Source organism: Streptomyces sp. G5(2025), from assembly GCF_049542075.1.
In the GTDB taxonomy this organism is placed as follows: domain Bacteria; phylum Actinomycetota; class Actinomycetes; order Streptomycetales; family Streptomycetaceae; genus Streptomyces.
Genome location: NZ_JBMUZT010000006.1, coordinates 1,887,931 through 1,913,554, shown reverse-complemented (window position 1 = coordinate 1,913,554; position 25,624 = coordinate 1,887,931). Strand labels below are relative to the sequence as shown.

The following is a 25,624-nucleotide window of genomic DNA, read 5'->3' as shown; positions in this document are numbered from 1 at the left end:
GTTGTGATCGCCCTCTCCCTCGCCGAGATCGCCAGCGTCGTCGGCGGGCAGACGTACGACATACCGGATCCGGCCGTCCAGGTCACCGGACCCGTCGTCCGGGACTCCCGTGAGGTGGAGCCCGGCAGCCTCTTCGTCGCCTTCGTCGGCGAGCGCGCCGACGGCCACGACTACGCGGCGGACGTCGTCGCGGCAGGCGCCGCGGCCGTCCTCGCCTCGCGGCCGGTCGGCGTGCCCGCCATCGTCGTCGACGACGTCCAGGCGGCGCTCGGCGCCCTCGCACGCCACGTCGTGGAGCGGCTCGGCGCGACCCTGGTCGCCCTGACCGGCTCGGTCGGCAAGACCAGCTCCAAGGACCTGCTCGCGCAGGTGCTGCGGCGCAAGGCGCCCACGGTCTTCACGCCGGGCTCCCTCAACAACGAGATCGGCCTGCCGCTGACCGCGCTCAGCGCCACGGACGAGACGCGGTTCCTCGTCCTGGAGATGGGAGCACGCGGAATCGGCCATATTCGTTACCTCACCGGACTCACTCCGCCGAGGATCGGCCTCGTCCTGAACGTCGGCACCGCCCACATCGGCGAGTTCGGCGGCCGCGAGCAGATCGCACAAGCGAAGGGTGAGCTGGTCGAGGCGCTGCCCGCGGACGGCGCTGCCGTCCTCAACGCCGACGACCCCCTCGTGCGCGCCATGGCGTCGCGCACCAAGGCGCGCGTGATCCTCTTCGGAGAGGCCGAGGACGCCGACGTACGTGCCGAGAATGTCCGACTCATGGAGAACGGCCAGCCTGCTTTTACGCTGCACACACCCTCCGGGTGCAGCGACGTGACCTTGCGGCTGTACGGTGAGCACCACGTGTCGAACGCGCTTGCCGCGGCCGCCGTCGCCCATGAGCTGGGCATGTCCGTCGACGAGATCGCCCTCGCGCTCTCCGAGGCGGGCACGCTGTCCCGCTGGCGTATGGAGGTCACCGAGCGCCCGGACGGTGTGACGGTCGTCAACGACGCCTACAACGCGAACCCCGAGTCCATGCGAGCCGCTCTGCGCGCGCTCGTGGCCATGGGCAAGGGGCGCCGTACGTGGGCGGTGCTCGGTCAGATGGCCGAGCTCGGGGACGACAGTCTCACCGAGCACGACGCGGTCGGACGCCTTGCCGTCCGGCTCAACGTGAGCAAGCTCGTGGCAGTCGGGGGCAGGGAAGCGTCCTGGCTCCAACTGGGCGCATACAACGAGGGTTCGTGGGGTGAGGAGTCGGTGCACGTGTCCGACGCACAGGCGGCGATCGACCTGCTGCGCAGCGAGCTGCGCGCGGGAGACGTCGTACTGGTGAAGGCGTCCAGATCGGTCGGTCTAGAGCGGGTCGCCACGGCGCTGCTCGACGACGCCGCGGTGTCTTCTGAGGGGCAGGTCTCCGGCCGATGAGGCAGATCCTCTTCGCGGGTGTGATCGGGCTCTTCCTGACCCTGGTCGGCACCCCGCTGCTGATCAAGCTCCTGGCCCGCAAGGGCTATGGCCAGTTCATCCGGGACGACGGCCCGCGCGAGCACCACAGCAAGCGCGGTACGCCGACCATGGGCGGTATCGCCTTCATCCTGGCCACGCTCATCGCGTACTTCCTCACGAAGATCATCACGGGTACGGAGACCACGCTCTCCGGCCTGCTGGTGCTCTTCCTGATGGCGGGCATGGGCCTCGTCGGCTTCCTCGACGACTACATCAAGATCGTCAAGCAGCGTTCGCTCGGTCTGCGCGCCAAGGCGAAGATGGCCGGCCAGCTGATCGTCGGCATCGGCTTCGCCGTGCTCGCGCTGAACTGGCCGGACAACCGCAACCAGACACCGGCTTCCACCAAGCTGTCGTTCGTCACGGACTTCGGCTGGTCGATCGGCCCGGTCCTGTTCGTGGTCTGGGCGCTGTTCATGATCCTCGCGATGTCGAACGGCGTGAACCTCACCGACGGTCTGGACGGCCTCGCCACCGGCGCCTCCGTGATGGTCTTCGGCGCGTACACCTTCATCGGTGTCTGGCAGTACCAGGAGTCGTGCGCCAACGCCACGACGCTGACCAACCCCCAGGCGTGCTTCGAGGTCAGAGACCCGCTCGACCTCGCGGTCGTGGCCTCCGCGCTGATGGGTGCCTGCTTCGGCTTCCTGTGGTGGAACACCTCGCCCGCCAAGATCTTCATGGGTGACACCGGTTCGCTCGCCCTCGGCGGCGCGCTCGCGGGCCTCGCGATCTGCTCCCGTACCGAGCTGCTCCTCGCGCTCCTCGGCGGCCTCTTCGTGATGATCACCATGTCGGTCGTCATCCAGGTCGGCTCGTTCAAGCTGACCGGCAAGCGCGTCTTCCGGATGGCGCCACTCCAGCACCACTTCGAACTCAAGGGGTGGTCCGAGGTCCTTGTGGTGGTCCGCTTCTGGATCATCCAGGGCATGTGCGTGATCGTCGGCCTCGGTCTCTTCTACGCGGGATGGGCAGCCGAAAAGTGACCTTCGCCTCCGACTGGCAGGGCAAGAACATCACCGTCGCCGGTCTCGGCGTGAGCGGCATCAGCGCCGCCCGCGCCCTGGCCGGCCTCGGCGCGTCGGTGACCGTCGTGGACGGCGGCTCGGGGGCGGGGCACGAGGAGCGCGCCGCCCGGCTCCGGGCCGAGGGCATCGCCGTACGCCTGGCGGACGCCGAGAGCCTGCCGCCCGGCACGGACCTCGTCGTCACCTCGCCGGGCTGGAAGCCCACCTCGCCGCTGTTCGCCGCGGCCGCCGAGGCGGGCGTGGACGTCATCGGGGACGTCGAGGTCGCCTGGCGGCTGCGCGGCCCGGACGCGGCGCCCTGGCTCGCCGTCACGGGCACCAACGGCAAGACCACGACCACGCAGATGCTCGCCTCGATCCTTCAGGCGGCGGGGCTGCGCACGGCCGCCGTCGGCAACATCGGCACCCCGATCGTCGACGTCATCCTCGAAGGCGACGACGCGTACGACGTGCTGGCCGTCGAGCTGTCCTCGTACCAGCTGCACTGGGCGCCGTCCGTGCGCGCCCACTCCGCGACGGTCCTCAACCTCGCGCCGGACCACCTCGACTGGCACGGCTCCATGGAGGCGTACGCCGCCGACAAGGGGCGTGTCTACGAGGGCAATCACATCGCCTGCGTCTACAACGTCTCCGACAAGGCGACCGAGGACCTGGTCCGCGAGGCCGACGTCGAGGAGGGCTGCCGGGCCATCGGCTTCACGCTGAACGCGCCCGCGCCCTCGCAACTGGGCGTCGTGGACGGCATCCTGGTCGACCGTGCCTTCGTGCCGGACCGCCAGAAGCAGGCCCAGGAGCTCGCCGAGATCTCCGACGTCCAGCCGCCCGCACCGCACAACATCGCCAACGCGCTGGCCGCCGCCGCCCTCGCCCGCGCCTTCGGCGTCCAGGCCACGGCCGTACGCGACGGCCTGCGCGCCTTCCGCCCGGACGCCCACCGCATCGAGCACGTCGCCGACGTGGCGGAGGTCGCCTACGTCGACGACTCCAAGGCCACCAACACCCACGCGGCACAGGCGTCGTTGGCGGCGTACGAGTCGATCGTGTGGATCGCGGGCGGCCTCGCCAAGGGCGCCACCTTCGACGAACTCGTCACGGGCGCGGCGAAGCGGCTGCGCGGCGTCGTCCTGATCGGCGCCGACCGCGCGCTGATCCGCGAAGCCCTGGCGCGACACGCCCCCGAGGTCCCGGTCGTCGACCTCGACCGGACCGACACTGGGGCGATGTCCGAGGCGGTACGGCGGGCGGCGGAGCTGGCTCAGCCGGGGGACACCGTGCTGATGGCCCCGGCCTGTGCGTCGATGGACATGTTCACCAACTACAACAAGCGTGGTGAAGCGTTCGCGGACGCCGTCCGCGAACTCGGCTCCACGCGCGCCTGACCGGCCTTCGTCCGGCGGCGCCGGGCACACCCTTGGGAGGGAACGTGGCCAGGTCTTCCGTGCGGGTCGCCAAACGGCCGGCTCCGGTACGCGCCAGAGGTGCCTCCCACCCTCCGGGCGAGAGCGGGCTCCGGCGGCTCTTCAACAATGTCCGCCGGGCCTGGGACCGTCCGCTCACGGCGTATTACCTGATCTTCGGCAGCAGCCTACTGATCACCGTGCTCGGCCTGGTCATGGTCTACTCGGCGTCGATGATCCAGGCGCTCCAGCTGGACCTGCCCGCCTCGTACTTCTTCCGCAAGCAGTTCGTGGCCGCCGTCCTGGGCGCGATCCTGCTCCTGCTCGCCATGCGGATGCCCATCAAGCTCCACCGGGCGCTGGCCTATCCGATGCTCGCGGTGACCGTCTTCCTGATGGTTCTCGTACAGATCCCGGGGATAGGGCGCAGCGTCAACGGCAACCAGAACTGGATCTATCTGGGCGGCCCGTTCCAGCTCCAGCCCAGCGAGTTCGGCAAGCTCGCCCTCGTGCTGTGGGGCGCCGACCTGCTCGCGCGCAAGCACGACAAGCGGCTGCTGACCCAGTGGAAGCACATGCTGGTGCCGCTCGTGCCCGTCGCCTTCATGCTGCTCGGGCTCATCATGCTCGGCGGCGACATGGGCACCGCGATCATTCTCACGGCGATCCTTTTCGGCCTGTTGTGGCTGGCGGGGGCGCCCACCCGGCTCTTCGCCGGCGTGCTCGGGATCGCCGCCTTGATCGGTGTGATTCTCATCAAGACGAGCCCCAACCGGATGGCCAGGCTCGCCTGCATCGGCGCCACCGATCCAGGGCCCGGCGACCAGTGCTGGCAGGCGGTACACGGCATTTATGCCCTCGCCTCCGGCGGATTCTTCGGTTCCGGCCTGGGCGCGAGTGTGGAAAAATGGGGTCAACTTCCTGAACCGCACACCGACTTCATCTTCGCCATCACCGGAGAGGAACTCGGCCTGGCGGGGACACTGTCGGTGCTCGCCCTGTTCGCGGCTCTAGGCTATGCGGGTATCCGCGTGGCCGGACGCACGGAGGACCCCTTCGTGAGGTATGCCGCGGGAGGCGTGACCACCTGGATCACGGCCCAGGCCGTGATCAACGTCGGTGCGGTGCTCGGTCTGCTGCCGATCGCCGGTGTCCCGCTCCCGCTGTTCTCCTACGGGGGGTCGGCCCTGTTGCCGACCATGTTCGCCATCGGGCTCCTCATCGCCTTCGCGCGATCGGACCCCGCTGCGAAGGCGGCCCTGGCCATGCGGCAACCTCGGGTGAGATGGAACACGATGCGACGGCGCGTCAAGGCGCGTTCGTCCGGAGAGCGGTGAATTTCGGTGCATGTCGTACTCGCCGGCGGGGGGACCGCCGGCCACATCGAGCCCGCGCTCGCCCTCGCGGACGCCCTGCGGAGGCAGGACCCGACCGTGGGCATCACGGCCCTGGGCACGGAGCGTGGACTCGAGACCCGACTCGTACCCGAGCGGGGCTACGAACTCGCGCTGATCCCGGCCGTCCCGCTGCCGCGCAAGCCCACCCCTGAACTGATCACCGTCCCAGGGCGGCTGCGCGGCACCATCAAGGCGGCCGAGCAGATCCTGGAGCGCACGAAGGCGGACTGCGTCGTCGGCTTCGGCGGCTACGTCGCCCTGCCCGGCTACCTCGCGGCCAAGCGGACCGGGACGCCGATCGTCGTGCACGAGGCCAACGCGCGGCCCGGGCTCGCCAACAAGATCGGTTCGCGGTACGCCCACGGGGTGGCCGTCGCCACCCCCGACAGCAAGCTGCGCAACTCCCGCTACATCGGCATCCCGCTGCGCCACACGATCGCCACGCTCGACCGGGCCAGGGTCCGCCCGGAGGCGCGCGCCGCCTTCGGCCTCGACCCCAACCTGCCGACGCTGCTGGTCTCCGGCGGCTCCCAGGGCGCCCGGCGGCTCAACGAGGTCGTCCAGCAGGTCGCCCCGGTGCTCCAGCGCGCGGGCATCCAGATCCTGCACGCGGTCGGCCCGAAGAACGAATTGCCGCAGCTGCACCAGATGCCGGGAATGCCCCCGTACATCCCGGTACCGTACGTGGACCGGATGGACCTCGCGTACGCCGCTGCCGACATGATGCTCTGCCGCGCGGGCGCGATGACCGTCGCCGAACTCTCCGCCGTCGGGCTCCCCGCCGCGTACGTACCGCTGCCGATCGGCAACGGCGAACAGCGGCTCAACGCCCAGCCGGTGGTCAAGGCCGGCGGTGGACTGCTGGTCGACGACGCGGAACTGACGCCCGAGTGGGTCCAGGGCAACGTCCTGCCCGTCCTGGCCGATCCGCACCGGCTGTACGAGATGTCCCGCGCCGCCTCGGAGTTCGGCCGCCGGGACGCCGACGAGCTGCTCGTCGGCATGGTGTACGAGGCGATTGCGTCACGCCGTAACGCGTGAGAAGGCAGGGGACCGTGGCCGGACCGACCACCGCCGAACGGCAGCAGCGCACGTCCGGCCCGTCCCGCCCGCAGCGCACCCGCCGGGTCCTGACGGCCCGTTCGCGCGCCTTGGTCCTGGCCCTGGCCCTCGCCGTGCTCCTGGCGGCGGGGGGCGCCTGGGTGTTCTACGGCTCGCACTGGCTGCGCCTGGAGCACGTGGAGACGTCGGGCACCCGGGTGCTCACGCCCCAGGAGGTGCTCGACGCGGCGGACGCCCCCCTCGGGACACCACTGATTTCGGTCGACACGGGCGCCATCGAAGAGCGCCTCCGCTCGAAATTGCCCCGAATTGACTCGGTTGCCGTCACACGGTCCTGGCCGCACGGAATCGGGCTCGAAGTGACGGAACGTGAGCCGGTTCTCCTCATCGAAAAGGGCGGAAAGTTCATCGAAGTGGACGCCGAGGGAGTGCGATTCGCCACGGTCGGGCGCGCGCCCGCGGACGTCCCGCGCCTCGAATTGACGCCGGATCAGGAGAACGGGGCCGCGAGCCTGCGCCGGTTCGGCACCGACCGGCTGCTGCGCGAAGCGGTCCGGGTCACCGGTGACCTGCCCGAAGCCGTCGGCCGCGCCACCCGGAAGGTCAAGGTCCGCTCGTACGACTCCATCTCGCTGGAGTTGAGCGGTGGCCGCACCGTCGTCTGGGGCAGCGGCGAGAAGGGGCGTACGAAAGCCACTACCCTCACGGCGCTGATGAAAGCGACCCCCAAGGCACGGCACTTCGATGTGAGCGTCCCCACCGCCCCTGCGTCATCAGGAAGTTGACGCGTATCGCCGCAGGCCAGCACCCTGGTTCGGCATCGCTACGGCTGATCACATAGGGTGAAAAGAAAAACGGGAGGTTCGGCGTGTTCGTTGAACGTGCGCCACTTGTCGACTTAGTGTCCTGTTCGGAAGAGTCCAGGGAACAGACACACTGGTAACCCTAAACTTCAGCGTTAGGGTTCGGGTCGGCGTTCGGACCGTCCCATTCGGCATCAGTCGCCGTATCGCATCGATGCGAAACGGCGACACGTAACTCGAGGCGAGAGGCCTTCGACGTGGCAGCACCGCAGAACTACCTCGCAGTCATCAAAGTCATCGGTGTCGGCGGCGGTGGTGTCAATGCCATCAACCGGATGATCGAGGTCGGTCTCAAGGGCGTCGAGTTCATCGCCATCAACACCGACGCGCAAGCCCTGTTGATGAGCGACGCCGACGTCAAGCTCGACGTCGGCCGGGAACTCACCCGCGGCCTCGGCGCCGGCGCCAACCCGGCCGTCGGCCGCAAGGCCGCAGAGGACCACCGCGAGGAGATCGAGGAGGTCCTCAAGGGGGCCGACATGGTCTTCGTCACCGCCGGCGAGGGCGGTGGCACCGGCACCGGCGGCGCACCCGTCGTCGCCAACATCGCACGCTCGCTCGGCGCCCTCACCATCGGCGTGGTCACCCGCCCGTTCACCTTCGAGGGCCGCCGCCGCGCCAACCAGGCCGAGGACGGCATCGCGGAGCTGCGCGAAGAGGTCGACACCCTCATCGTCATCCCCAACGACCGGCTGCTGTCCATCTCGGACCGCCAGGTCTCGGTCCTCGACGCCTTCAAGTCGGCGGACCAGGTCCTGCTCTCCGGTGTCCAGGGCATCACCGACCTCATCACCACGCCCGGCCTGATCAACCTCGACTTCGCCGACGTCAAGTCGGTCATGTCCGAGGCCGGTTCGGCGCTCATGGGCATCGGCTCCGCCCGCGGCGACGACCGCGCGGTGGCCGCCGCCGAGATGGCGATCTCCTCGCCGCTCCTGGAGGCGTCCATCGACGGCGCCCGCGGCGTGCTGCTCTCCATCTCCGGTGGCTCGGACCTCGGCCTCTTCGAAATCAACGAAGCGGCCCAGCTGGTCAGCGAGGCCGCGCACCCCGAGGCCAACATCATCTTCGGCGCGGTCATCGACGACGCGCTCGGCGACGAGGTCAGGGTCACCGTCATCGCGGCGGGTTTCGACGGCGGCCAGCCGCCGTCCAAGCGGGACAACGTCCTCGGCTCGGCCTCCGCGAGCGCCAAGCGCGACGAGCCGGCGCCGGCCCCGTCCTCGGCCTCGCGTCCCGCCGCCGAACCGTCCCGCCCGGCCTTCGGCGGCCTCGGCAGCGTCACCTCGCGCGAGGAGCCCGCGACTCCGGAGCCCGCGGAGGCGTCGGCCCCGGCGAGCGAGGCCCCGGCCACGCCGGTGACGCCGCCGCAGGTCCCGCCGGCCCGTCCGTACCAGGACAGCCAGGCCGAAGAGCTGGACGTGCCGGACTTCCTGAAGTGATACCGGACTTCTCGAAGTGATAAGCAAGCACAGCACCGCGAGCGGCGCGCACTTCGCCTTCACCGACAGGTGGGGCGGGGTGAGCGCCGTTCCGTACGAAGAGCTCAACCTCGGCGGCGCGGTCGGCGACGAGCCCGAGGCCGTGCGGGAGAACCGGACGTTGGCCGCCAAGTCCCTCGGCGTCGACCCGGGCCGGGTCGTCTGGATGAACCAGGTGCACGGCCGCGAGGTCGCCGTGGTCGACGAACCCTGGGGCTCCGACGCCGAGATCCCGGCTGTCGACGCGGTGGTGACCGCCCGCAGGGGGCTCGCGCTCGCCGTCCTGACCGCCGACTGCACGCCGGTCCTGCTCGCCGATCCGGTCGCCGGGGTCGCGGCCGCGGCGCACGCCGGACGCCCGGGGATGCTGGCGGGCGTCGTGCCGGCCGCCGTCGAGGCCATGGTGGAGCTCGGCGCCGACCCCGGACGTATCGTCGCCCGCACCGGTCCCGCCGTCTGCGGGCGTTGTTACGAAGTACCCGAGGCGATGCGCGCCGAGGTGGCCGCCGTCGAGCCCGCGGCGTACGCCGAGACGAGTTGGGGTACGCCGGCGGTCGATGTGACCGCGGGGGTGCACGCGCAACTGGAACGGCTCGGGGTGCGCGACCGGGAGCACTCGCCGGTGTGCACGCTGGAATCCGCTGACCACTTCTCGTACCGCCGCGACCGCACGACCGGTCGTCTCGCGGGCTATGTCTGGCTGGACTGATAAGGCATGACGGATCGTAGGACTCAACTCGCGGCGAACCTCGCGGAGGTCGAGGAGCGCATCGCCGCGGCGTGCGCGGCAGCCGGGCGCAAGCGGGAAGAGGTGACCCTGATCGTGGTCACCAAGACCTATCCGGCGAGCGACGTACGGATCTTGTCGGAACTCGGCGTGCGGCACGTCGCGGAGAACCGCGACCAGGACGCGGCGCCGAAGGCCGCTCAGTGCACGGATCTCCCTCTTACTTGGCACTTCGTCGGTCAATTGCAGACCAATAAGGTCCGTTCCGTGGTCGGTTATGCCGATCTGGTGCAGTCCGTGGACCGGCCCAAGCTCGTCACGGCCCTCTCGACGGCCGCGGTGCGCGCGGAGCGCGAACTCGGTTGCCTGATCCAGGTCGCGCTGGACGCCGAGGAGAACGGCCGCGGGGAGCGCGGTGGCGTCGGGCCCGGCGGGATCGAAGAGTTGGCCGACCTCGTGGCGGGGGCACCGGGACTGCGACTCGACGGTCTGATGACCGTCGCGCCGCTCACCGGTCCTTACGCGGGTCGGCAACAGGCCGCGTTCGAGCGACTGATGGAATTCGCAACCCTTATGCGCGCGACTCATCCGGCTGCGAACATGGTGTCGGCAGGGATGAGTGCGGACCTCGAACAGGCCGTGGCGGCCGGGGCGACACATGTGCGCGTCGGTACGGCGGTACTCGGAGTCCGACCCGGGCTCGGGTAACGTCGCCAGGAAGTCGGACCACAGCAGAAAATATGGTCATTCTCGCTGTTGAGGCGGGGATACCTCGTGGATCGCGGGCAGTTGGTGACGACAGCCGATCCACCACAGAGCGGAGGACTCAGAGCATGGCCGGCGCGATGCGCAAGATGGCGGTCTACCTCGGCCTCGTGGAGGACGACGGGTACGACGGTCCGGGGTTCGACCCCGATGACGAGTTCGAACCCGAGCCGGAGCCCGAGCGCGACCGCAGGCGGCACGAACCGCCGCATCAGTCACACCAGTCCCATCAGTCCCAACGGGACGAATCGGTACGAGTGGTGCAGCCACCCGCCCCCCGTGAACCGGTGGCCCATTCCGCTTCGCTAGCCGCGGAATCCGGACGTCCGGCACGAATCGCCCCCGTGGCATCCATCACACCTGAACGCCAGAGCCTGGAGAAGAACGCACCGGTGATCATGCCCAAGGTCGTGTCCGAGCGGGAGCCCTACCGCATCACCACATTGCACCCCCGGACCTACAACGAGGCCCGTACCATCGGGGAACACTTCCGTGAGGGCACTCCGGTGATCATGAATCTGACGGAGATGGACGACACGGACGCGAAGCGACTTGTCGACTTTGCGGCCGGTCTGGTCTTCGGCCTGCATGGCAGCATTGAACGCGTGACGCAGAAGGTGTTCCTGTTGTCGCCTGCTAACGTCGATGTAACGGCGGAGGACAAGGCTCGCATCGCAGAGGGCGGGTTCTTCAACCAGAGCTGAGACGCAAGTGACGCAGTAGTCGCAAGCAAGACGCAGTACCGGAACGACGAAGCACGGGAAACAGGGGAGAGGGAACCGCGGACATGAGCGTGGTCTTGCAGGTGCTTTACATCGCGCTGATGTGCTTCCTCATCGTGCTGATCTTCCGGCTGGTCATGGACTACGTCTTCCAGTTCGCCCGCTCATGGCAACCCGGCAAGGCGATGGTGGTCGTTCTGGAGGCCACCTACACTGTCACTGATCCACCGCTCAAGCTTCTGCGGCGGTTCATTCCGCCGCTGCGTCTCGGGGGCGTGGCGCTCGACCTGTCCTTCTTCGTACTGATGATCATCGTCTACATCCTGATCACCGTCGTCAGGTCGGTGTCTGTGTGAACGATACGGTCTTGCCGAATGCCGACGATTACGTTGAGGTGAAGAGATGCCGTTGACCCCCGAGGACGTGCGGAACAAGCAGTTCACGACCGTCCGCCTCCGAGAAGGCTATGACGAGGACGAGGTCGATGCCTTCCTCGATGAGGTCGAAGCCGAACTGACTCGCCTGCTCCGCGAGAACGAGGACCTGCGCGCCAAGCTGGCCGCCGCCACCCGCGCCGCTGCTCAGAACCAGCAGCAGGGCGGTATGCGCAAGGGGCCCGACGGGCCGCAGGACCAGCGAGGTCCGGGTGCTCCGGTACCCGCCGCTATATCTGGACCGCAGCCGGTCCCGCCGCAGCAGCAGATGGGTGGCCCCATGGGTGGCCCGCCGCAGCTGCCCGGCGGCGCACCGCAGCTGCCCGCAGGCCCCAGTGGTCACGGCCAGGGGCATGGACCGCAGGGCGGTCCGCAGGGTCCGGGCCCGATGGGTCAGGGCCCGATGGGTGGCCCCATGGGCGGTCCCATGGGTGGCCACGGCCCGCAGATGCCGCAGCCCGGTCAGGGCCCCGGTGGCGACAGCGCCGCTCGCGTGCTGTCCCTTGCGCAGCAGACCGCCGACCAGGCGATCGCGGAGGCCCGTTCCGAGGCCAACAAGATCGTCGGCGAGGCCCGTTCGCGCGCCGAGGGCCTGGAGCGTGACGCCCGTGCCAAGGCCGACGCCCTGGAGCGGGACGCGCAGGAGAAGCACCGCGTCGCGATGGGCTCCCTGGAGTCCGCTCGCGCCACGCTGGAGCGCAAGGTCGAGGACCTGCGCGGCTTCGAGCGCGAGTACCGCACGCGTCTGAAGTCCTACCTGGAGTCGCAGCTGCGCCAGCTGGAGACCCAGGCCGACGACTCGCTGGCCCCGCCGCGTACTCCGGCCACCGCCTCGCTGCCGCCGTCGCCGGCGCCGTCGATGGCTCCGGCCGGTGCGGGTGCCCCGTCCTACGGCGGCAACCAGTCGATGGGTGGCGGCAACCAGCAGGGCGGCGGCCCGTCCTACGGCGGCCAGCAGCAGATGTCGCCCGCGATGACGCAGCCGATGGCGCCGGTGCGGCCGCAGGGTCAGCAGCCGATGCAGCAGGCTCCGTCGCCGATGCGTGGCTTCCTCATCGACGAGGACGACAACTGACAGGCGTGACCACGCCGTAGGCGTCGGCAGCGTTCAGGGCCGGGCCCCCAGACTCTCTGGGGGCCCGGCCCTTTTGTGCGCCCGGTTGTGCGTCCGCCGGTGTCGTGCGGGGACGTTCGTGTGTACGTGGGCACGCAACGCCGAAGGCCCGGTCCCGTCAAGGTTTCTTGGCGGGACCGGGCCTTCGGCTGTGTGCTTGCTTGCGCGCGCTTACGCCTTGCGCAGGCGGAACGTCAGCTTCAGGGAGTCGTCGGTGAACGGCTGCCCGAATGTGTCGTCCGTCTCACCCTGGGAGAAGTCCGTGGCGAGTACCTCGTCGGAGATGAGCCCGGCGTGGTCGGAGAGCGCCGTGAGCACCTCCGGGTCCGTGGACGTCCAGCGCAGGGCGATCCGGTCCGCGACGTCCAGGCCGCTGTTCTTGCGGGCCTCCTGGATCAGGCGGATCGCGTCACGGGCCAGGCCCGCCCGGCGCAGCTCCTCGGTGATCTCCAGGTCAAGGGCGACCGTGGCACCGGAGTCGGACGCCACCGACCAGCCCTCGCGCGGGGTCTCCGTGATGATGACCTCGTCCGGGGCCAGCGTGACCGTCTCGCCGTCGACCTCGACCGAGGCCGTGCCCTCGCGCAGTGCCAGCGACAGCGCGGCGGCGTCGGCCTCGGCGACGGCCTTGGCGACCGCCTGGACGCCCTTGCCGAACCGCTTGCCGAGCGCCCGGAAGTTCGCCTTCGCCGTGGTGTCGACCAGGGAGCCGCCGACTTCGGAGAGCGACGCCAGGGAGGAGACGTTCAGCTCCTCCGTGATCTGGGCGCGCAGCTCCGGGCCCAGCGCGTCGAAGCCGGATGCCGCGACGAGCGCGCGGGACAGCGGCTGGCGGGTCTTGACGCCCGACTCGGCACGCGTGGCACGGCCGAGCTCGACCAGGCGGCGTACGAGGACCATCTGCCGGGACAGCTCCGGGTCGATGGCGGAGAGGTCCGGCTCGGGCCAGGAGGCGAGGTGCACGGACTCCGGGGCGTCCGGGGTCACGGGCACGATCAGGTCCTGCCAGACACGCTCCGTGATGAACGGCGTCAGCGGGGCCATCAGGCGCGTGACCGTGTCGACGACCTCGTGCAGGGTGCGCAGGGCCGCCTTGTCGCCCTGCCAGAAGCGGCGACGGGAACGGCGTACGTACCAGTTGGAGAGGTTGTCCACGAAGACGGACAGGAGCTTGCCCGCGCGCTGCGTGTCATAGCCCTCCAGGGCCTGGGTGACCTGGTCGGTCAGCGCGTGCAACTCGCTGAGCAGCCAGCGGTCCAGGAGCGGGCGGTCGGCGGGCGCCGGGTCGGCGTCGCTCGGGGCCCACTTCGACGTACGGGCGTACAGCGCCTGGAAGGCGACCGTGTTCCAGTACGTGAGGAGCGTCTTGCGGACGACCTCCTGGATGGTGCCGTGACCCACGCGGCGTGCCGCCCACGGGGAGCCGCCGGCCGCCATGAACCAGCGCACCGCGTCGGCACCGTGCTGGTCCATGAGCGGGATGGGCTGGAGGATGTTGCCCAGGTGCTTGGACATCTTGCGGCCGTCCTCGGCCAGGATGTGGCCGAGGCAGACCACGTTCTCGTACGACGACTTGTCGAAGACCAGGGTGCCGACGGCCATCAGCGTGTAGAACCAGCCGCGGGTCTGGTCGATGGCCTCCGAGATGAACTGCGCGGGGTAGCGGCTCTCGAAGAGTTCCTTGTTCTTGTAGGGGTAGCCCCACTGCGCGAACGGCATCGAGCCCGAGTCGTACCAGGCGTCGATGACCTCCGGCACGCGCGTGGCGGTGCCCTGGCATTGGGGGCAGGCGAACGTGATCTCGTCGATGAACGGGCGGTGCGGGTCCAGCTCCGACTGGTCGGTGCCGGTCAGGTCGGAGAGTTCCGCGCGGGAGCCGACGCAGGTGAGGTGGTTCTCCTCACAGCGCCAGATGGGCAGCGGGGTGCCCCAGTAGCGGTTGCGGGAGAGCGCCCAGTCGACGTTGTTGTTCAGCCAGTCGCCGAAGCGGCCGTGCTTGACCGACTCCGGGAACCAGTTCGTCTTCTCGTTCTCCTGGAGGAGCTTGTCCTTGATGGCCGTGGTGCGGATGTACCAGGACGGCTGCGCGTAGTAGAGCAGGGCCGTGTGGCAGCGCCAGCAGTGCGGGTAGCTGTGCTCGTACGCGATGTGCTTGAAGAGCAGGCCGCGGTCGCCGAGGTCCTTGGTGAGGGCCTCGTCGGCCTTCTTGAAGAAGACACCGCCTACGAGCGGCACGTCCTCCTCGAAGGTGCCGTCCGGGCGGACCGGGTTGACGACCGGCAGGCCGTACGCGCGGCAGACCTTGAGGTCGTCCTCACCGAAGGCGGGGGACTGGTGGACCAGACCGGTGCCGTCCTCCGTGGTGACGTACTCGGCGTTGACGATGTAGTGCGCCGGAGCCGGGAACTCCACCAGGTCGAAGGGACGTTGGTACGTCCAGCGCTCCATCTCGGCGCCGGTGAAGGTCTCACCGGTCGTCTCCCACCCCTCGCCGAGCGCCTTCTCGACGAGCGGCTGGGCGACGACGAGCTTCTGCTCGCCGTCCGTCGCGACGACATAGGTGACGTCGGGGTGCGCGGCGACGGCGGTGTTGGAGACGAGCGTCCAGGGCGTCGTCGTCCAGACCAGGAGGGCGGCCTCGCCCGCGAGGGGACCGGAGGTGAGGGGGAAACGGACGTAGACGGACGGGTCGACGACCGTCTCGTAGCCCTGCGCCAGCTCGTGGTCGGACAGGCCCGTGCCGCAGCGCGGGCACCAGGGGGCGACGCGGTGGTCCTGGACGAGCAGGTCCTTGTTGAAGATCTCCTTCAGGGACCACCAGACCGAGTCGACGTACTCGGGGTTCATCGTCCGGTACGCGTCGTCGAGGTCGACCCAGTAGCCCATGCGGGTCGTGAGCTCGGCGAAGGCGTCGGTGTGGCGGGTCACGGACTCACGGCACTTGGCGTTGAACTCGGCGATGCCGTACGCCTCGATGTCCTTCTTGCCGTTGAAGCCCAGCTCCTTCTCGACCGCCAGCTCCACGGGCAGGCCGTGGCAGTCCCAGCCGGCCTTGCGGGCCACGTGGTAGCCGCGCATGGTGCGAAAGCGCGGGAAGACGTCCTTGAAGACGCGGGCCTCGATGTGGTGGGCGCCCGGCATGCCGTTGGCGGTGGGCGGGCCCTCGTAGAACACCCACTCGGGGCGGCCCTCGGACTGCTCCAGGCTCTTGGCGAAGATCTTCTGCTCGCGCCAGAAGTCGAGCACGGCGTGCTCAAGGGCGGGCAGGTCGACCTGGGCGGGTACCTGTCGGTACTGCGGCGGCGTATTCACGGGCTCCTCCGGCGGATGTGCTGCCTTCCGTCGGAGGGACGAGAGCCGTGTGCGCCTGGTGCGGCGCGCTCCCGCGGTACCACCCTCCTTGGCTCTCCGAAACGGTGTTCCGCGCCGGTGAGCCCCCTCATTGGGGTCGCGATACCGGGTCTACTCGCCTCGGCTCGAAGGCTTCGGCTTTCTTCCGGCGGCTCCGGGGTGATCTTCACGTCGCGCTCGCCCCCGGGCTCACACCGTCCCCGGGTCGCTCATGGCTGCGTACGCCGCTACTCGTCCCCATCCACGCTTCTCGCTGCCGTTCAGTGTACGGCGCCGGGGAAGGGGTGGCCGACCGGTTTTTCCGGGACTCCGGAGGGCGCCGCGTGCGGGGCGCGTACTGACCCGAATGGCGACATGCGGGGGCGCGGGGGTCCCCGGCGCGCGTCGGCCGGCGGATTACCCGGCAGGGAGTTGGGCACAACGCTTGCAGACTCGCCGCGCGGGACCGGCGTGGCGGGCGAATCGGGCGGCGTGCCCCGTTGCCGCGGGCCTGGAGTCGATTTATCGTCCCAGCACGATTCGCGTGCAAGATCACAATATGTGAAGGGGCCGCGGCCATGGTGGCGAAGAAGACCGCCGTACAGCACTCGGCGTCCGGCAGATCCACCGGCGCGGCCGCGGCGACGGCCAAGGATGTGAGCGGCAAGAAGAGCGAGCACGGTGCGTACGTGACCGGTGGCACGCGTGCGGCGAAGGTCGCGAAGAAGGTCCATGCGGGGCCTGGAGCGATGTCGGGGGAGGAGGCCGGGGCGGCGGCGTCGGAGGCGGCCGTGGGGAAGAAGGCGGTGGCCAAGAAGCCCCCGGCGAAGAAGACCGCGGCGAAGAAGACCGCGGCCAAGAAGACCGCGGCCAAGAAGGCTGCCGCCCAGAAGACGGTCACGAAGGCTGCCGCGAAGAAGGCTGTGGCCGGGCCGGCCTCGCCTGGTGAGGCCCCGCCCGGCGAGGCCGGGGCGGAGGCGGCTGTGCCGGAGACCGCTGTGGCGAAGAAGGCCGCGGCCAAGAAAGCTGTCGCCAAGAAGAGCGCCGCGAAAAAGATCGCCGCCAAGAAGGTCGCCGCGAAGAAGACCGCCAAGAAGACCGCTGCCCGGAAAGCCACCGCCAATAAGGCCGTCGAGAAGAATGCTTCCGCCGAGGAGGCTTCTGCCGAGAACGCGGTGGGCAGGAAAGCCTCTGCCGAGGGGGCGGGAGCCGCGGCGGCGTCCGGTCCGGGGATGGGGGCGGACGAGGCCTCTGAGAGCGCTGCCAGGACGGCCCCCGCGGGCGAGGCCGGCCTTGAGGGAAGCGCGGCCCCGCCCGGGGAAGCGCCCGCAAAGAAGAGTCCCGCAAAGAAGAGTGCTGCCAAGCAGAGCACGGTGAAGAAGACGGTCGCGTCCGCGGCCGAAGATGCGGCTGAGGCCGCGGAGACGACGGGAGCCACGACAGTGGTTGCGAAGAAGACTCCGGGCACGGCGACCGCGGCGACCAAGCCGACGGCGGTGCCCAAGGCGCGTGCCGCCGCGGTCGAGCCCGGTGAGCTCGCGGTCCGGCCGGGCGAGGACCCCTGGACGCCGGCAGAGGTCGCGAAGGCCCGTACGGAGCTCCAGAGCGAGGCGCTGCGGCTGACCGCCGAGATCACGGCGTCCGAGCAGGCCCTCGCGGGGCTGATGCGGGACTCCGGGGACGGCGCCGGCGACGACGAGGCGGACACCGGTACGAAGAACATCACGCGTGAGCACGAGATGGCCCTCGCCGCCAACGCCCGCGAGATGCTCGTGCAGACCGAGCGCGCCCTGGAACGGCTCGGCGCGGGGACGTACGGCCTCTGCGAGAACTGCGGCAACGCGATCGGCAAGGCGCGCATGCAGGCCTTCCCGCGCGCGACGCTGTGCGTGGAGTGCAAGCAGAAGCAGGAACGGCGCTCCTGAGCACGGCCTGAAGGCCTGGGCCCGTACGTGTGTGCCGTACCCTCGTCCCCAGTCAGGTACCTAGGTCGAGGGACTCACGTGGCAGAGGCGGAGCGCATCATCGGTACGCCGGACAACCCTGAGACGGACGGGGGCGAGCCGGAGCGGCCCGGCGCCGTCGCGGGTGAGGACGGGCAGGAGCCCAAGGGCAGGCGCAAGATCGCCGTGCTGTTCGTCGTCGCCGCGATCGCGTACGCCTTCGACCTGATCAGCAAGATGATCGTGGTTGCGAAGCTGGAGCACCACGAGCCGATCGACGTCGTCGGCGACTGGCTCCGCTTCAACGCGATCCGGAACGCGGGCGCCGCCTTCGGGTTCGGCGAGGCCTTCACGATCATCTTCACGTGCATCGCGGCCGCCGTCATCGTGGTGATCGCCCGCCTCGCCCGCAAGCTGTACAGCCTGCCGTGGGCGATCGCGCTCGGCCTGCTGCTCGGCGGCGCGCTCGGCAACCTCACCGACCGGATCTTCCGCGCGCCCGGCGTCTTCGAGGGCGCGGTGGTCGACTTCATCGCCCCCAAGGGCTTCGCGGTCTTCAACCTCGCGGACTCGGCGATCGTCTGCGGCGGCATCCTGATCGTGCTGCTGTCCTTCCGCGGGCTGGACCCGGACGGCACCGTCCACAAGGACTGAGGCCCGGCCCGGCGGCGAGACCTGTGGTCGGGGAGTGTCAGTGGGCTCCTGCATACTCAATGGGTGAGTACGATTCCCGAGATCCGCACCCTGCCCGTGCCGGACGGCCTGGAGGGCGAGCGCGTCGACGCCGCCATCTCCCGCATGTTCGGTTTCTCCCGTACGAAGGCCGCCGAGCTCGCCGCGGCGGGGAAGGTCGCGGTCGACGGCTCGGTGGTCGGCAAGTCCGAGCGGGTGCACGGCGGCGCCTGGCTGGAAGTGGAGATGCCGCAGGCACCCGCTCCGGTGCGGGTCGTGGCCGAGCCCGTCGAGGGCATGGAGATCGTGCATGACGACGACGACATCGTCGTGATCGTCAAGCCGGTCGGCGTGGCCGCGCACCCGAGCCCCGGCTGGACCGGGACGACCGTGATCGGCGGCCTCGCGGCGGCCGGTTTCCGCGTCTCCACGTCCGGTGCCGCCGAGCGCCAGGGCATCGTGCACCGCCTGGACGTGGGCACCTCCGGCCTCATGGTGGTCGCCAAGTCGGAGCGCGCGTACACGTCCCTGAAGCGCCAGTTCAAGGAGCGCACGGTCGACAAGCGCTACAACGCGCTGGTGCAGGGCCACCCCGACCCGATGAGCGGCACGATCGACGCCCCCATCGGCCGCCACCCCAACCACGACTACAAGTGGGCGGTCACGGCCGAGGGCAAGCCCTCCGTGACGCACTACGACCTCATCGAGGCCTTCCGGGCCGCCTCCCTGCTCGACATCAAGCTGGAGACGGGGCGCACCCACCAGATCCGCGTCCACATGGCGGCGCACCGGCACCCCTGTGTGGGCGACCTGACGTACGGCGCGGACCCGACGCTCGGTAAGCGGCTCGGTCTCACGCGGCAGTGGCTGCACGCGGTCCGGCTCGGCTTCGAGCACCCGGGCGACGGACAGTGGGTGGAGTTCGAGAGCCAGTACCCCGACGACCTCCAGCAGGCGCTCGACCGGGTGCGGGCGGAGAGTTCGTGAGCGGTGTGACGACCCGGGTCGCTCGGGGCCCGGAGGACCTGGCGGCCTGCTTCGCGGTCCGCAAGGACGTTTTCGTGGCCGAGCAGCAGGTCCCCGAAGAGGTCGAGTACGACGAGTACGACGCCGGGGCGGTGCACGTGCTGGCGGTGCGCGAGGACGGCGTTCCGCTGGGCACCGGACGGCTCCTGACCGGCGCCGCGGCCGCCGCGAAGAACGGCGGGGACGCCACGGTGGGCGCCCTCGGTCGGCTCGCGGTGACGCGGGCCGCGCGCGGGCTCGGCGTCGGGGCGGCCCTGGTCGAGGCCATCGAGGACGCGGCACGCGCGCGTGGCCTGACGGCGATGGACCTGCACGCACAGACGCACGCCCTGGGGTTCTACGAGCGCCTGGGGTACGAGGTGTACGGGCCGGAGTTCCCGGACGCCGGGATTCCGCACCGGGCGATGCGGAAGGCGCTGCGCTAGCTCCCGGGAGCCGCTCGCGGCCCGCCGGGGGCGTGCCCGGGGGGCCCTCGTGCGCCCCGTCGTGGGAGGCGCCCCGCGTGCTTTCGTCCCCCCCCCCCCCCCCCGCACGCGGGCCATGCCCGGGTGGTCTCGGGCTCACCGACGCGGACGTGCCCGAGTACCCTCGTGCTCTTCGCCGGGGGACGTGCCTCGCGTGCTCTCGTGCTCACCGACGCCCATGTGCCCCGGGTGCTCTCGTGCTCTTCGCCGGGGGACGTGCCTCTCGTGCTCTCGTGCTCACCGACGCCCATGTGCCCCGGGTGCTCTCGTGCTCTTCGCCGCGGGGCGTGCCTCGCGTGCTCTCGTGCTTCTCGCCGCGGGGCGTGCCCCGGGTGCTCTCGTGCTTCTCGCCGCGGGACGTGCCCCGCGTGCTCTCGTGCTTCTCGCCGCGGGACGTGCCCCGCGTGCTCTCGTGCTCCCCGCCGCGGACGTACCCGCCTGCCCTCGCGCTCCCCGACGCGGGCAGTGCCCGCGTACCCCCACGCTCCCCGCTGGCGCCGCCCACCCCGCTCGCCGCGAGTGCGGAAACGAGGTGCGGTCGTCCGGTTCGTCACGGACGCGTGGCAGGGTTGAGGTCTTGATCGTTGATGTCTCGACCACCGGAGGGCGCACCGTGGATCAGCTGGCGCTGCTGCTCGTCTTGTTGCTGGGAGCCGTCGTCACGGTGCCGCTGGGGGACCGGCTCGGGCTGCCCGCGCCGGTGCTGATGACGCTGGCGGGCATCGGCATGGCCCTCCTGCCGTTCGTGCCCAATGTCGAGATCCCGCCGGACTACATCCTCCCGCTGGTTCTGCCGCCCCTGCTCTACGCGTCCGTGCAGCGCACGTCCTGGCGGCAGTTCGCGGCCAACCGGCGCCCCATCTTCCTGCTCGCCGTCGCCCTGGTGTTCGTCACCACGGCAGCGGTCGCCGCCATGGCCAACGCCCTGGTCCCCGGGCTGCCGATCGCCGCGGCCGTCGCGCTCGGAGCGCTCGTCGCGCCGCCCGACCCCGTCGCCGCCACCGCCGTCGCGGGCTCGCTCGGGCTGCCCCGCAGGCTCGTGTCGATCCTGGAGGGGGAGGGGCTCTTCAACGACGTCACCGCGATCGTGCTCTACCACGTGGCGATCGCGGCGGCGGTGAGCGGCACCTTCTCCTGGCCGTCCGCCGCGGGCCGGCTGGTGCTGTCCGCCGTGGTGGCCGTGCTCGTCGGGCTCGTGCTCGGCTGGCTCACGAACAAGCTCATGGTGCTGCTCGGCGACGCCACGCTCCAGACCGGCCTGACGCTGCTCGTGCCCTTCGTCAGCTACGTGCTGGCCGAGGAGATGCTCGGCTCCGGCGTGCTCGCCGTCCTCACCACCGCGCTCTACCTCGCGGAGAAGGCCGTCGACGCCGACGACGTGCTCGGCCGCATTACCGGGCAGACGTTCTGGCAGATCGTCGACACTCTGGTGACCGGCGCCGCGTTCGGGCTCATCGGGCTCGAACTGCACAACGTCTTCGGCATCGCGAGCGGCCGCGAGTGGGAGATGTTCGGCTGGGGCGCGGCGGTCGTCGGGGTTGTCGTCGGCGTACGGCTGCTGTGGCTGCTCCCCGCGACGTGGCTGGCCAAGCGGCTGCACAAGCGCCGGGACTACGACGAGGACATCCCGACGAGCTGGCGCGAGACCGTCGTCATGTGGTGGGCCGGTATGCGCGGCGTGGCGTCCGTGGCGCTCGCCCTCGCCATCCCGCTCAAGACGGACGACGGGTCTCCGTTCCCGGCCCGCGACGAGATCATCTTCATCGCGTTCTGCGTCATCATGGCGACCCTCGTCGTCCAGGGGCTCACGCTGCCCTGGCTGGTGCGCAAGCTCCGGGTGCAGGCCGACGCCGGCGCGGAGCGGGAGCTGGAGCGCGCTCTGGCGCTGCGCGCCGCCAAGGCCGCCAAGCGCCGCCTCAAGGAGATCGAGGAGGTCGAGGAGCTGCCGGAGGAGGTCTCCGAGCGGCTGCAGCGTGGCGCCTTCGACATCGGGGCCAGGATCAGCCCCGACATCGTCGACGCGGAGCGGCGCGAGCGGTACGCCAGGCGCGTGGACCGCCTGAAGGCCGTCCAGCGCATCCAGCGGGAGATGATGTCGGCCGCCCGCCACGAGGTCCTCGCGGCGCGCAGCGAGCCCGGCGCCGATCCGGAGATCGTCGACCGGGTGCTGCACCACCTCGACGTACGCAGTCTGCGCTGAGAGGGCGGGCGGCCCGAGGGCTCAGCCGCGTCCTGTGCGCGGCATCTCCTGCACCAGGGAGCGCGGGCCGTGGCCGTTCGGTGACGGCTCCGCCCAGGCCGTGGTGATCCGCGGCAGCGCGTACGGATGGTGTTCCGTCAGCCACTGGACCATCTGTTCGCGCACCGTCACCCTGACCGTCCAGATGTCGTCCGCGTCCTTGGCGGTGACCAGGGCGCGGACCTGCATCGTGCTCGGTGTCGTGTCCGTGACGGCGAGGCCCCAGTCCCTGCCGTCCCACGCCGCGCAGTCGCGCAGGATGTCCCGGAGCTTGTCGCGCATCTGGTGGACCGGCGCGGAGTGGTCAAGGTGGAAGAAGACGGTGCCGGTCATCTGCGCGCCGCCACGGGACCAGTTCTCGAAGGGCCGGGACGTGAAATACGACACGGGCATCGTGATCCGGCGCTCGTCCCAGGTGCGGACGGCCAGGAACGTGAGGGTGATCTCCTCCACGGTGCCCCACTCGCCGTCCACGACGACGGTGTCCCCTATCCGCACCATGTCGCCGAAGGCGATCTGCAGCCCCGCGAAGAGGTTGCCGAGGGTGGACTGGGCCGCGACACCGGCGACGATGCCGAGGATGCCGGCCGAGGCCAGCAGCGAGGTCCCGGCGGCCTGCATGGCGGGGAAGGTCAGCAGCATCGCCGCGACCGCCACGACACCCACGATCGCGCTGACCACCCGCTGGATGAGCGTCACCTGCGTACGGACCCTGCGCACCCGGGCCGGATCGCGGTGGACCGCGGCGTAGCGGGCGTACGAGGACTCCACTATCGCCGCGGCGATCCGCACCACCAGCCAGGCCGTGGACCCTATGAGCACCAGGGACAGGATGCGCCCGATGGCCTGTGAGTTGTCCTTGGCCAGCTCCGCCTCTCCGTAGGAGCCTCTCAGCAGGGCGGCACACAGCACGACGTGGAAGGGCACGCGGCAGCGGCGCAGCAGACCCCACAGCGGGGTCTCGTGATGCTGTTCGTCGGCCCGGCGCATGGCGAAGTCGACCAGCCAGCCGATCACCACCGTGAGCACGACCGAGCCGCCGATCACGATCAACGGACGCAGTACGTTCTCCATGGCTCCGAGGGTAGGGGTACTGCCTCCGTACCTCCGCAGGCAGGGGGTGCCAGGTTCATGACAGAGAAATCGGGGTACCCGGCTCGGATGGCACGATGACCCCATGAACATCATGCTTTTCCACTCGACGTACGGGCTGCGGCCCGCGGTGCACGAGGCCGCCGGCCGGCTGCGCGCCGCGGGACACAAGGTGTGGACCCCCGACCTCTTCGAGGGGCGCGCCTTCGACACCGTCGAGGAAGGCATGGCCTTCCAGGACGAGCTCGGCAAGGACGAGCTCCTGAAGAGGGCGGTCCTGGCCGCCGCCCCCTACTCCGAGCGAGGTCTCGTCTACGCCGGGTTCTCGCTCGGCGCCGCGACCGCGCAGACCCTCGCGCTCGGCGACGAGAAGGCACGCGGCCTGCTGCTCCTGCACGGCACCTCCGACATCGCGGAGAGCGCCTCCGTGGACGACCTGCCGGTGCAGCTGCACGTGGCGGAGCCCGACCCGTTCGAGTCCGACGACTGGTTGAACGCCTGGTACCTACAGATGGGGCGCGCCGGGGCCGACGTCGAGGTCTACCGCTACGCGGGCGCCGGGCACCTGTTCACCGACCCCGAGCTCGACGACTTCGACGCCGAGGCCGCGGAGTCGGCGTGGCGCACGGCGATCGGATTCCTGGAGACACTCTGACGGCCTCCGGCGCACCCCCGAGCGCTCAGCGCACCGGTTCGTGCACCCGCTCCACCTTCTGCGTGCCGCTGAGCGTGCGGTAGGAACGGACCCAGGACGAGGTCGCCTCGGGGTCGGTCCGGTCGGACAGGGTGTAGTAGTCCATCTGCGCGCGCTCGGCGGTGACGTCGAGGACGCCGTAGCCGTGCGAGTCCATGTCCAGCCACTTCACATGGCGGTTGGCCGTCTTGATGGCCGCCACGGCCGCGAGCGAGACGGTGTGCGGGGCGACGCCGAGCATGTCGTCGACGTTGTCCGAACTCACCGAGGTGACCACGAACTCCGTGGCGACCGAGGGGGAGAGGGGATACGTCGCCGCCTTGGCCGGCACGTTGTTCGCCCACGCCATGTGGATGTCACCGGTCAGGAAGACGGTGTCCTGGATCTTGTTCTCCCGCAGGTGGGAGAGGAGTTCCTTGCGGTCGTCGGTGTAGCCGTCCCACTGGTCGGTGTTGATGGCCAGGCCCTCCTTGGGCAGGCCGACCAACTCCGCGAGCGGCGCGAGGAGATGGGCGGGGAGGGAACCGAAGGCGACCGGCGAGATCATCACCGAGGTGCCGACCAGCTTCCAGGCGGCGCCCGAGGACGCGAGACCCGACTTCAGCCAGTCGAGCTGCGCGCGGCCCGTCAGCGTACGGTCCGGGTCGTCCACCGCGCCGCTGCCGGTGCCCGCCTGCTGGGAGCGGAACGACCGCAGGTCGAGCAGGTGCAGATCGGCCAGCCTGCCGAACCGGATACGGCGGTAGACCGTGCCCTCCGTCGACGGACGCACGGGCATCCACTCGAAGTACGCCTGCTTGGCCGCCGCCATGCGCCCCGCCCAAGGCCCCTCGGCCTCACTGTGGTTGCCGGCCCCGCCCGACCAGGTGTTGTCCGCGAACTCGTGGTCGTCCCAGATCGCGATGACTGGGTGCGCGGCGTGCATCGCCTGCGCGTCGGGGTCGGTCTTGTGAGCGCCGTGCCGCACGCGGTAGTCGGCGAGCGTGACGATCTCGTGCCGGGGCTCGTGCTGACGTACGACGTTCGCGGCACTCGGGTATTCGCCGCTCCGGTACTCGTAGATGTAGTCCCCGAGGTGCAGGACCGCGTCGAGCTCGGTGCGGTCCGCGAGATGGCGGTACGCCGAGAAGTACCCGGCCTCCCAGTTGGCGCAGGACACCACGCCGAACCGCACGCCGTGCGCGGTGGCGTCGTGCTCGGGGGTGGTGCGGGTGCGGCCCACGGGGGAGTGCACCGGGGAGGCGCCGCCCACGGAGAAGCGGAAGTAATAGGTGGTCGCCTGGCGCAAGCCCCTTACGTCGGCCTTGACGGTGTGGTCGGAGGCCGCTCGCGCGGTGGTGCTCCCGCTGCTGACGGTCCGGGAGAACCTCTTGTCCTCGGCCACCTCCCAACGCACCGTCACGTCGGGCCCCTTGCCCGAACCGGGCACGGCGTCGGGCGTCGGGGTCACGCGGGTCCACAGCAGGACGCCGTCGGGGAGCGGGTCACCGGACGCGACACCGTGCAGGAAGACGGGGCCCTCGGCGGCGTGGGCGAGGGGCGCGGCGGCGAGCGGGGCCGCGAGCGCGGCAGTGGCGGCAGCGGCCTTGACGACCGTGCGGCGGCTGGGAGTTGAGGCACCTATGGGTGCGGAAGAGAGGCGACTGGTCACGAGTGATCACATTAATGATCAGT

The 25,624-nt window shown here is 70.3% G+C and carries 21 protein-coding genes; 18 read left to right on the top strand and 3 right to left on the bottom strand.

Annotated elements, in window-relative coordinates; genetic code table 11:
• The first annotated feature begins 3 nt into the window (after positions 1-3).
• The 12 genes from ACOBQB_RS19530 (at position 4) to ACOBQB_RS19475 (ending at position 12,451) form a co-directional block, all read left to right on the top strand.
• On the top strand, positions 4-1,419 hold the full coding sequence (locus ACOBQB_RS19530) for a UDP-N-acetylmuramoyl-tripeptide--D-alanyl-D-alanine ligase (protein ID WP_423593381.1): 1,416 nt from the start codon (positions 4-6) through the stop codon (positions 1,417-1,419).
• Positions 1,416-2,486, top strand: coding sequence for a phospho-N-acetylmuramoyl-pentapeptide-transferase (gene mraY, locus ACOBQB_RS19525; RefSeq protein ID WP_030783859.1), 1,071 nt, complete (start codon positions 1,416-1,418; stop codon positions 2,484-2,486). The genes ACOBQB_RS19530 and mraY overlap by 4 nt, the downstream gene beginning before the upstream one ends.
• The gene (gene murD / locus ACOBQB_RS19520) at positions 2,468-3,907 is read left to right on the top strand and encodes a UDP-N-acetylmuramoyl-L-alanine--D-glutamate ligase (protein ID WP_423593378.1); all 1,440 of its coding nucleotides are present in this window, start codon (positions 2,468-2,470) and stop codon (positions 3,905-3,907) included. Before mraY ends, murD begins: the two co-directional genes overlap by 19 nt.
• A 44-nt stretch (positions 3,908-3,951) precedes the next feature.
• Positions 3,952-5,262, top strand: coding sequence for a putative lipid II flippase FtsW (gene ftsW, locus ACOBQB_RS19515; RefSeq protein WP_423593377.1), 1,311 nt, complete (start codon positions 3,952-3,954; stop codon positions 5,260-5,262).
• Positions 5,263-5,268: 6 nt separating this feature from the next.
• Positions 5,269-6,363, top strand: a complete 1,095-nt coding sequence (gene murG / locus ACOBQB_RS19510) for an undecaprenyldiphospho-muramoylpentapeptide beta-N-acetylglucosaminyltransferase (protein WP_423593375.1) — start codon at positions 5,269-5,271, stop codon at positions 6,361-6,363.
• A gap of 14 nt (positions 6,364-6,377) precedes the next feature.
• A complete protein-coding gene (locus ACOBQB_RS19505) occupies positions 6,378-7,169 on the top strand; it encodes a cell division protein FtsQ/DivIB (protein ID WP_423593373.1) in 792 nt (263 codons plus the stop codon).
• 275 nt (positions 7,170-7,444) lie between these two features.
• Positions 7,445-8,689 carry a cell division protein FtsZ gene (gene ftsZ / locus ACOBQB_RS19500; RefSeq protein ID WP_423593371.1) on the top strand — a complete coding sequence of 415 codons (1,245 nt, stop codon included), beginning with the start codon at positions 7,445-7,447 and terminating at the stop codon, positions 8,687-8,689.
• Positions 8,690-8,705: 16 nt separating this feature from the next.
• Positions 8,706-9,437: a peptidoglycan editing factor PgeF gene (gene pgeF, locus ACOBQB_RS19495; RefSeq protein WP_423593369.1), complete on the top strand. Its 732-nt coding sequence runs from the start codon at positions 8,706-8,708 to the stop codon at positions 9,435-9,437.
• Positions 9,438-9,443: 6 nt separating this feature from the next.
• Positions 9,444-10,163 (top strand): YggS family pyridoxal phosphate-dependent enzyme, encoded by a 720-nt coding sequence (locus tag ACOBQB_RS19490; protein WP_423593367.1) that lies wholly within the window; start codon positions 9,444-9,446, stop codon positions 10,161-10,163.
• Between the two features lie 125 nt (positions 10,164-10,288).
• The gene (locus ACOBQB_RS19485) at positions 10,289-10,924 is read left to right on the top strand and encodes a cell division protein SepF (protein ID WP_205037288.1); all 636 of its coding nucleotides are present in this window, start codon (positions 10,289-10,291) and stop codon (positions 10,922-10,924) included.
• Between the two features lie 83 nt (positions 10,925-11,007).
• Positions 11,008-11,298 carry a YggT family protein gene (locus ACOBQB_RS19480; RefSeq protein ID WP_030783884.1) on the top strand — a complete coding sequence of 97 codons (291 nt, stop codon included), beginning with the start codon at positions 11,008-11,010 and terminating at the stop codon, positions 11,296-11,298.
• A 46-nt stretch (positions 11,299-11,344) separates the two neighbouring features.
• Positions 11,345-12,451 carry a DivIVA domain-containing protein gene (locus ACOBQB_RS19475; RefSeq protein ID WP_423593365.1) on the top strand — a complete coding sequence of 369 codons (1,107 nt, stop codon included), beginning with the start codon at positions 11,345-11,347 and terminating at the stop codon, positions 12,449-12,451.
• A gap of 210 nt (positions 12,452-12,661) precedes the next feature.
• Here ACOBQB_RS19475 and ileS read toward each other — a convergent pair whose 3' ends face one another.
• Positions 12,662-15,802, bottom strand: a complete 3,141-nt coding sequence (gene ileS / locus ACOBQB_RS19470; protein WP_423593363.1) for an isoleucine--tRNA ligase — start codon at positions 15,800-15,802, stop codon at positions 12,662-12,664.
• A 596-nt stretch (positions 15,803-16,398) separates the two neighbouring features.
• Between ileS and ACOBQB_RS19465 the strand changes: the two genes are divergently transcribed.
• The 5 genes from ACOBQB_RS19465 to ACOBQB_RS19445 all read left to right on the top strand — a co-directional run bounded on the left by ACOBQB_RS19465 (position 16,399) and on the right by ACOBQB_RS19445 (position 22,125).
• A complete protein-coding gene (locus ACOBQB_RS19465) occupies positions 16,399-17,745 on the top strand; it encodes a TraR/DksA family transcriptional regulator (protein WP_423593361.1) in 1,347 nt (448 codons plus the stop codon).
• A 78-nt stretch (positions 17,746-17,823) separates the two neighbouring features.
• Positions 17,824-18,417, top strand: a complete 594-nt coding sequence (gene lspA, locus ACOBQB_RS19460; protein ID WP_423593359.1) for a signal peptidase II — start codon at positions 17,824-17,826, stop codon at positions 18,415-18,417.
• A gap of 63 nt (positions 18,418-18,480) precedes the next feature.
• On the top strand, positions 18,481-19,422 hold the full coding sequence (locus ACOBQB_RS19455) for an RluA family pseudouridine synthase (protein WP_423593358.1): 942 nt from the start codon (positions 18,481-18,483) through the stop codon (positions 19,420-19,422).
• On the top strand, positions 19,419-19,886 hold the full coding sequence (locus tag ACOBQB_RS19450; RefSeq protein WP_423593356.1) for a GNAT family N-acetyltransferase: 468 nt from the start codon (positions 19,419-19,421) through the stop codon (positions 19,884-19,886). The genes ACOBQB_RS19455 and ACOBQB_RS19450 overlap by 4 nt, the downstream gene beginning before the upstream one ends.
• Before the next feature lie 652 nt (positions 19,887-20,538).
• On the top strand, positions 20,539-22,125 hold the full coding sequence (locus ACOBQB_RS19445; RefSeq protein ID WP_423598592.1) for a Na+/H+ antiporter: 1,587 nt from the start codon (positions 20,539-20,541) through the stop codon (positions 22,123-22,125).
• 21 nt (positions 22,126-22,146) lie between these two features.
• On the opposite strand, the gene ACOBQB_RS19440 is transcribed toward ACOBQB_RS19445, so the two are convergent.
• A complete protein-coding gene (locus tag ACOBQB_RS19440) occupies positions 22,147-23,238 on the bottom strand; it encodes a mechanosensitive ion channel family protein (protein WP_423593355.1) in 1,092 nt (363 codons plus the stop codon).
• A 103-nt stretch (positions 23,239-23,341) separates the two neighbouring features.
• Between ACOBQB_RS19440 and ACOBQB_RS19435 the strand changes: the two genes are divergently transcribed.
• Positions 23,342-23,911, top strand: a complete 570-nt coding sequence (locus ACOBQB_RS19435; protein ID WP_423593353.1) for a dienelactone hydrolase family protein — start codon at positions 23,342-23,344, stop codon at positions 23,909-23,911.
• Between the two features lie 25 nt (positions 23,912-23,936).
• On the opposite strand, the gene ACOBQB_RS19430 is transcribed toward ACOBQB_RS19435, so the two are convergent.
• Positions 23,937-25,601, bottom strand: coding sequence for an alkaline phosphatase D family protein (locus ACOBQB_RS19430; RefSeq protein ID WP_423593351.1), 1,665 nt, complete (start codon positions 25,599-25,601; stop codon positions 23,937-23,939).
• Positions 25,602-25,624: the final 23 nt, after the last annotated feature.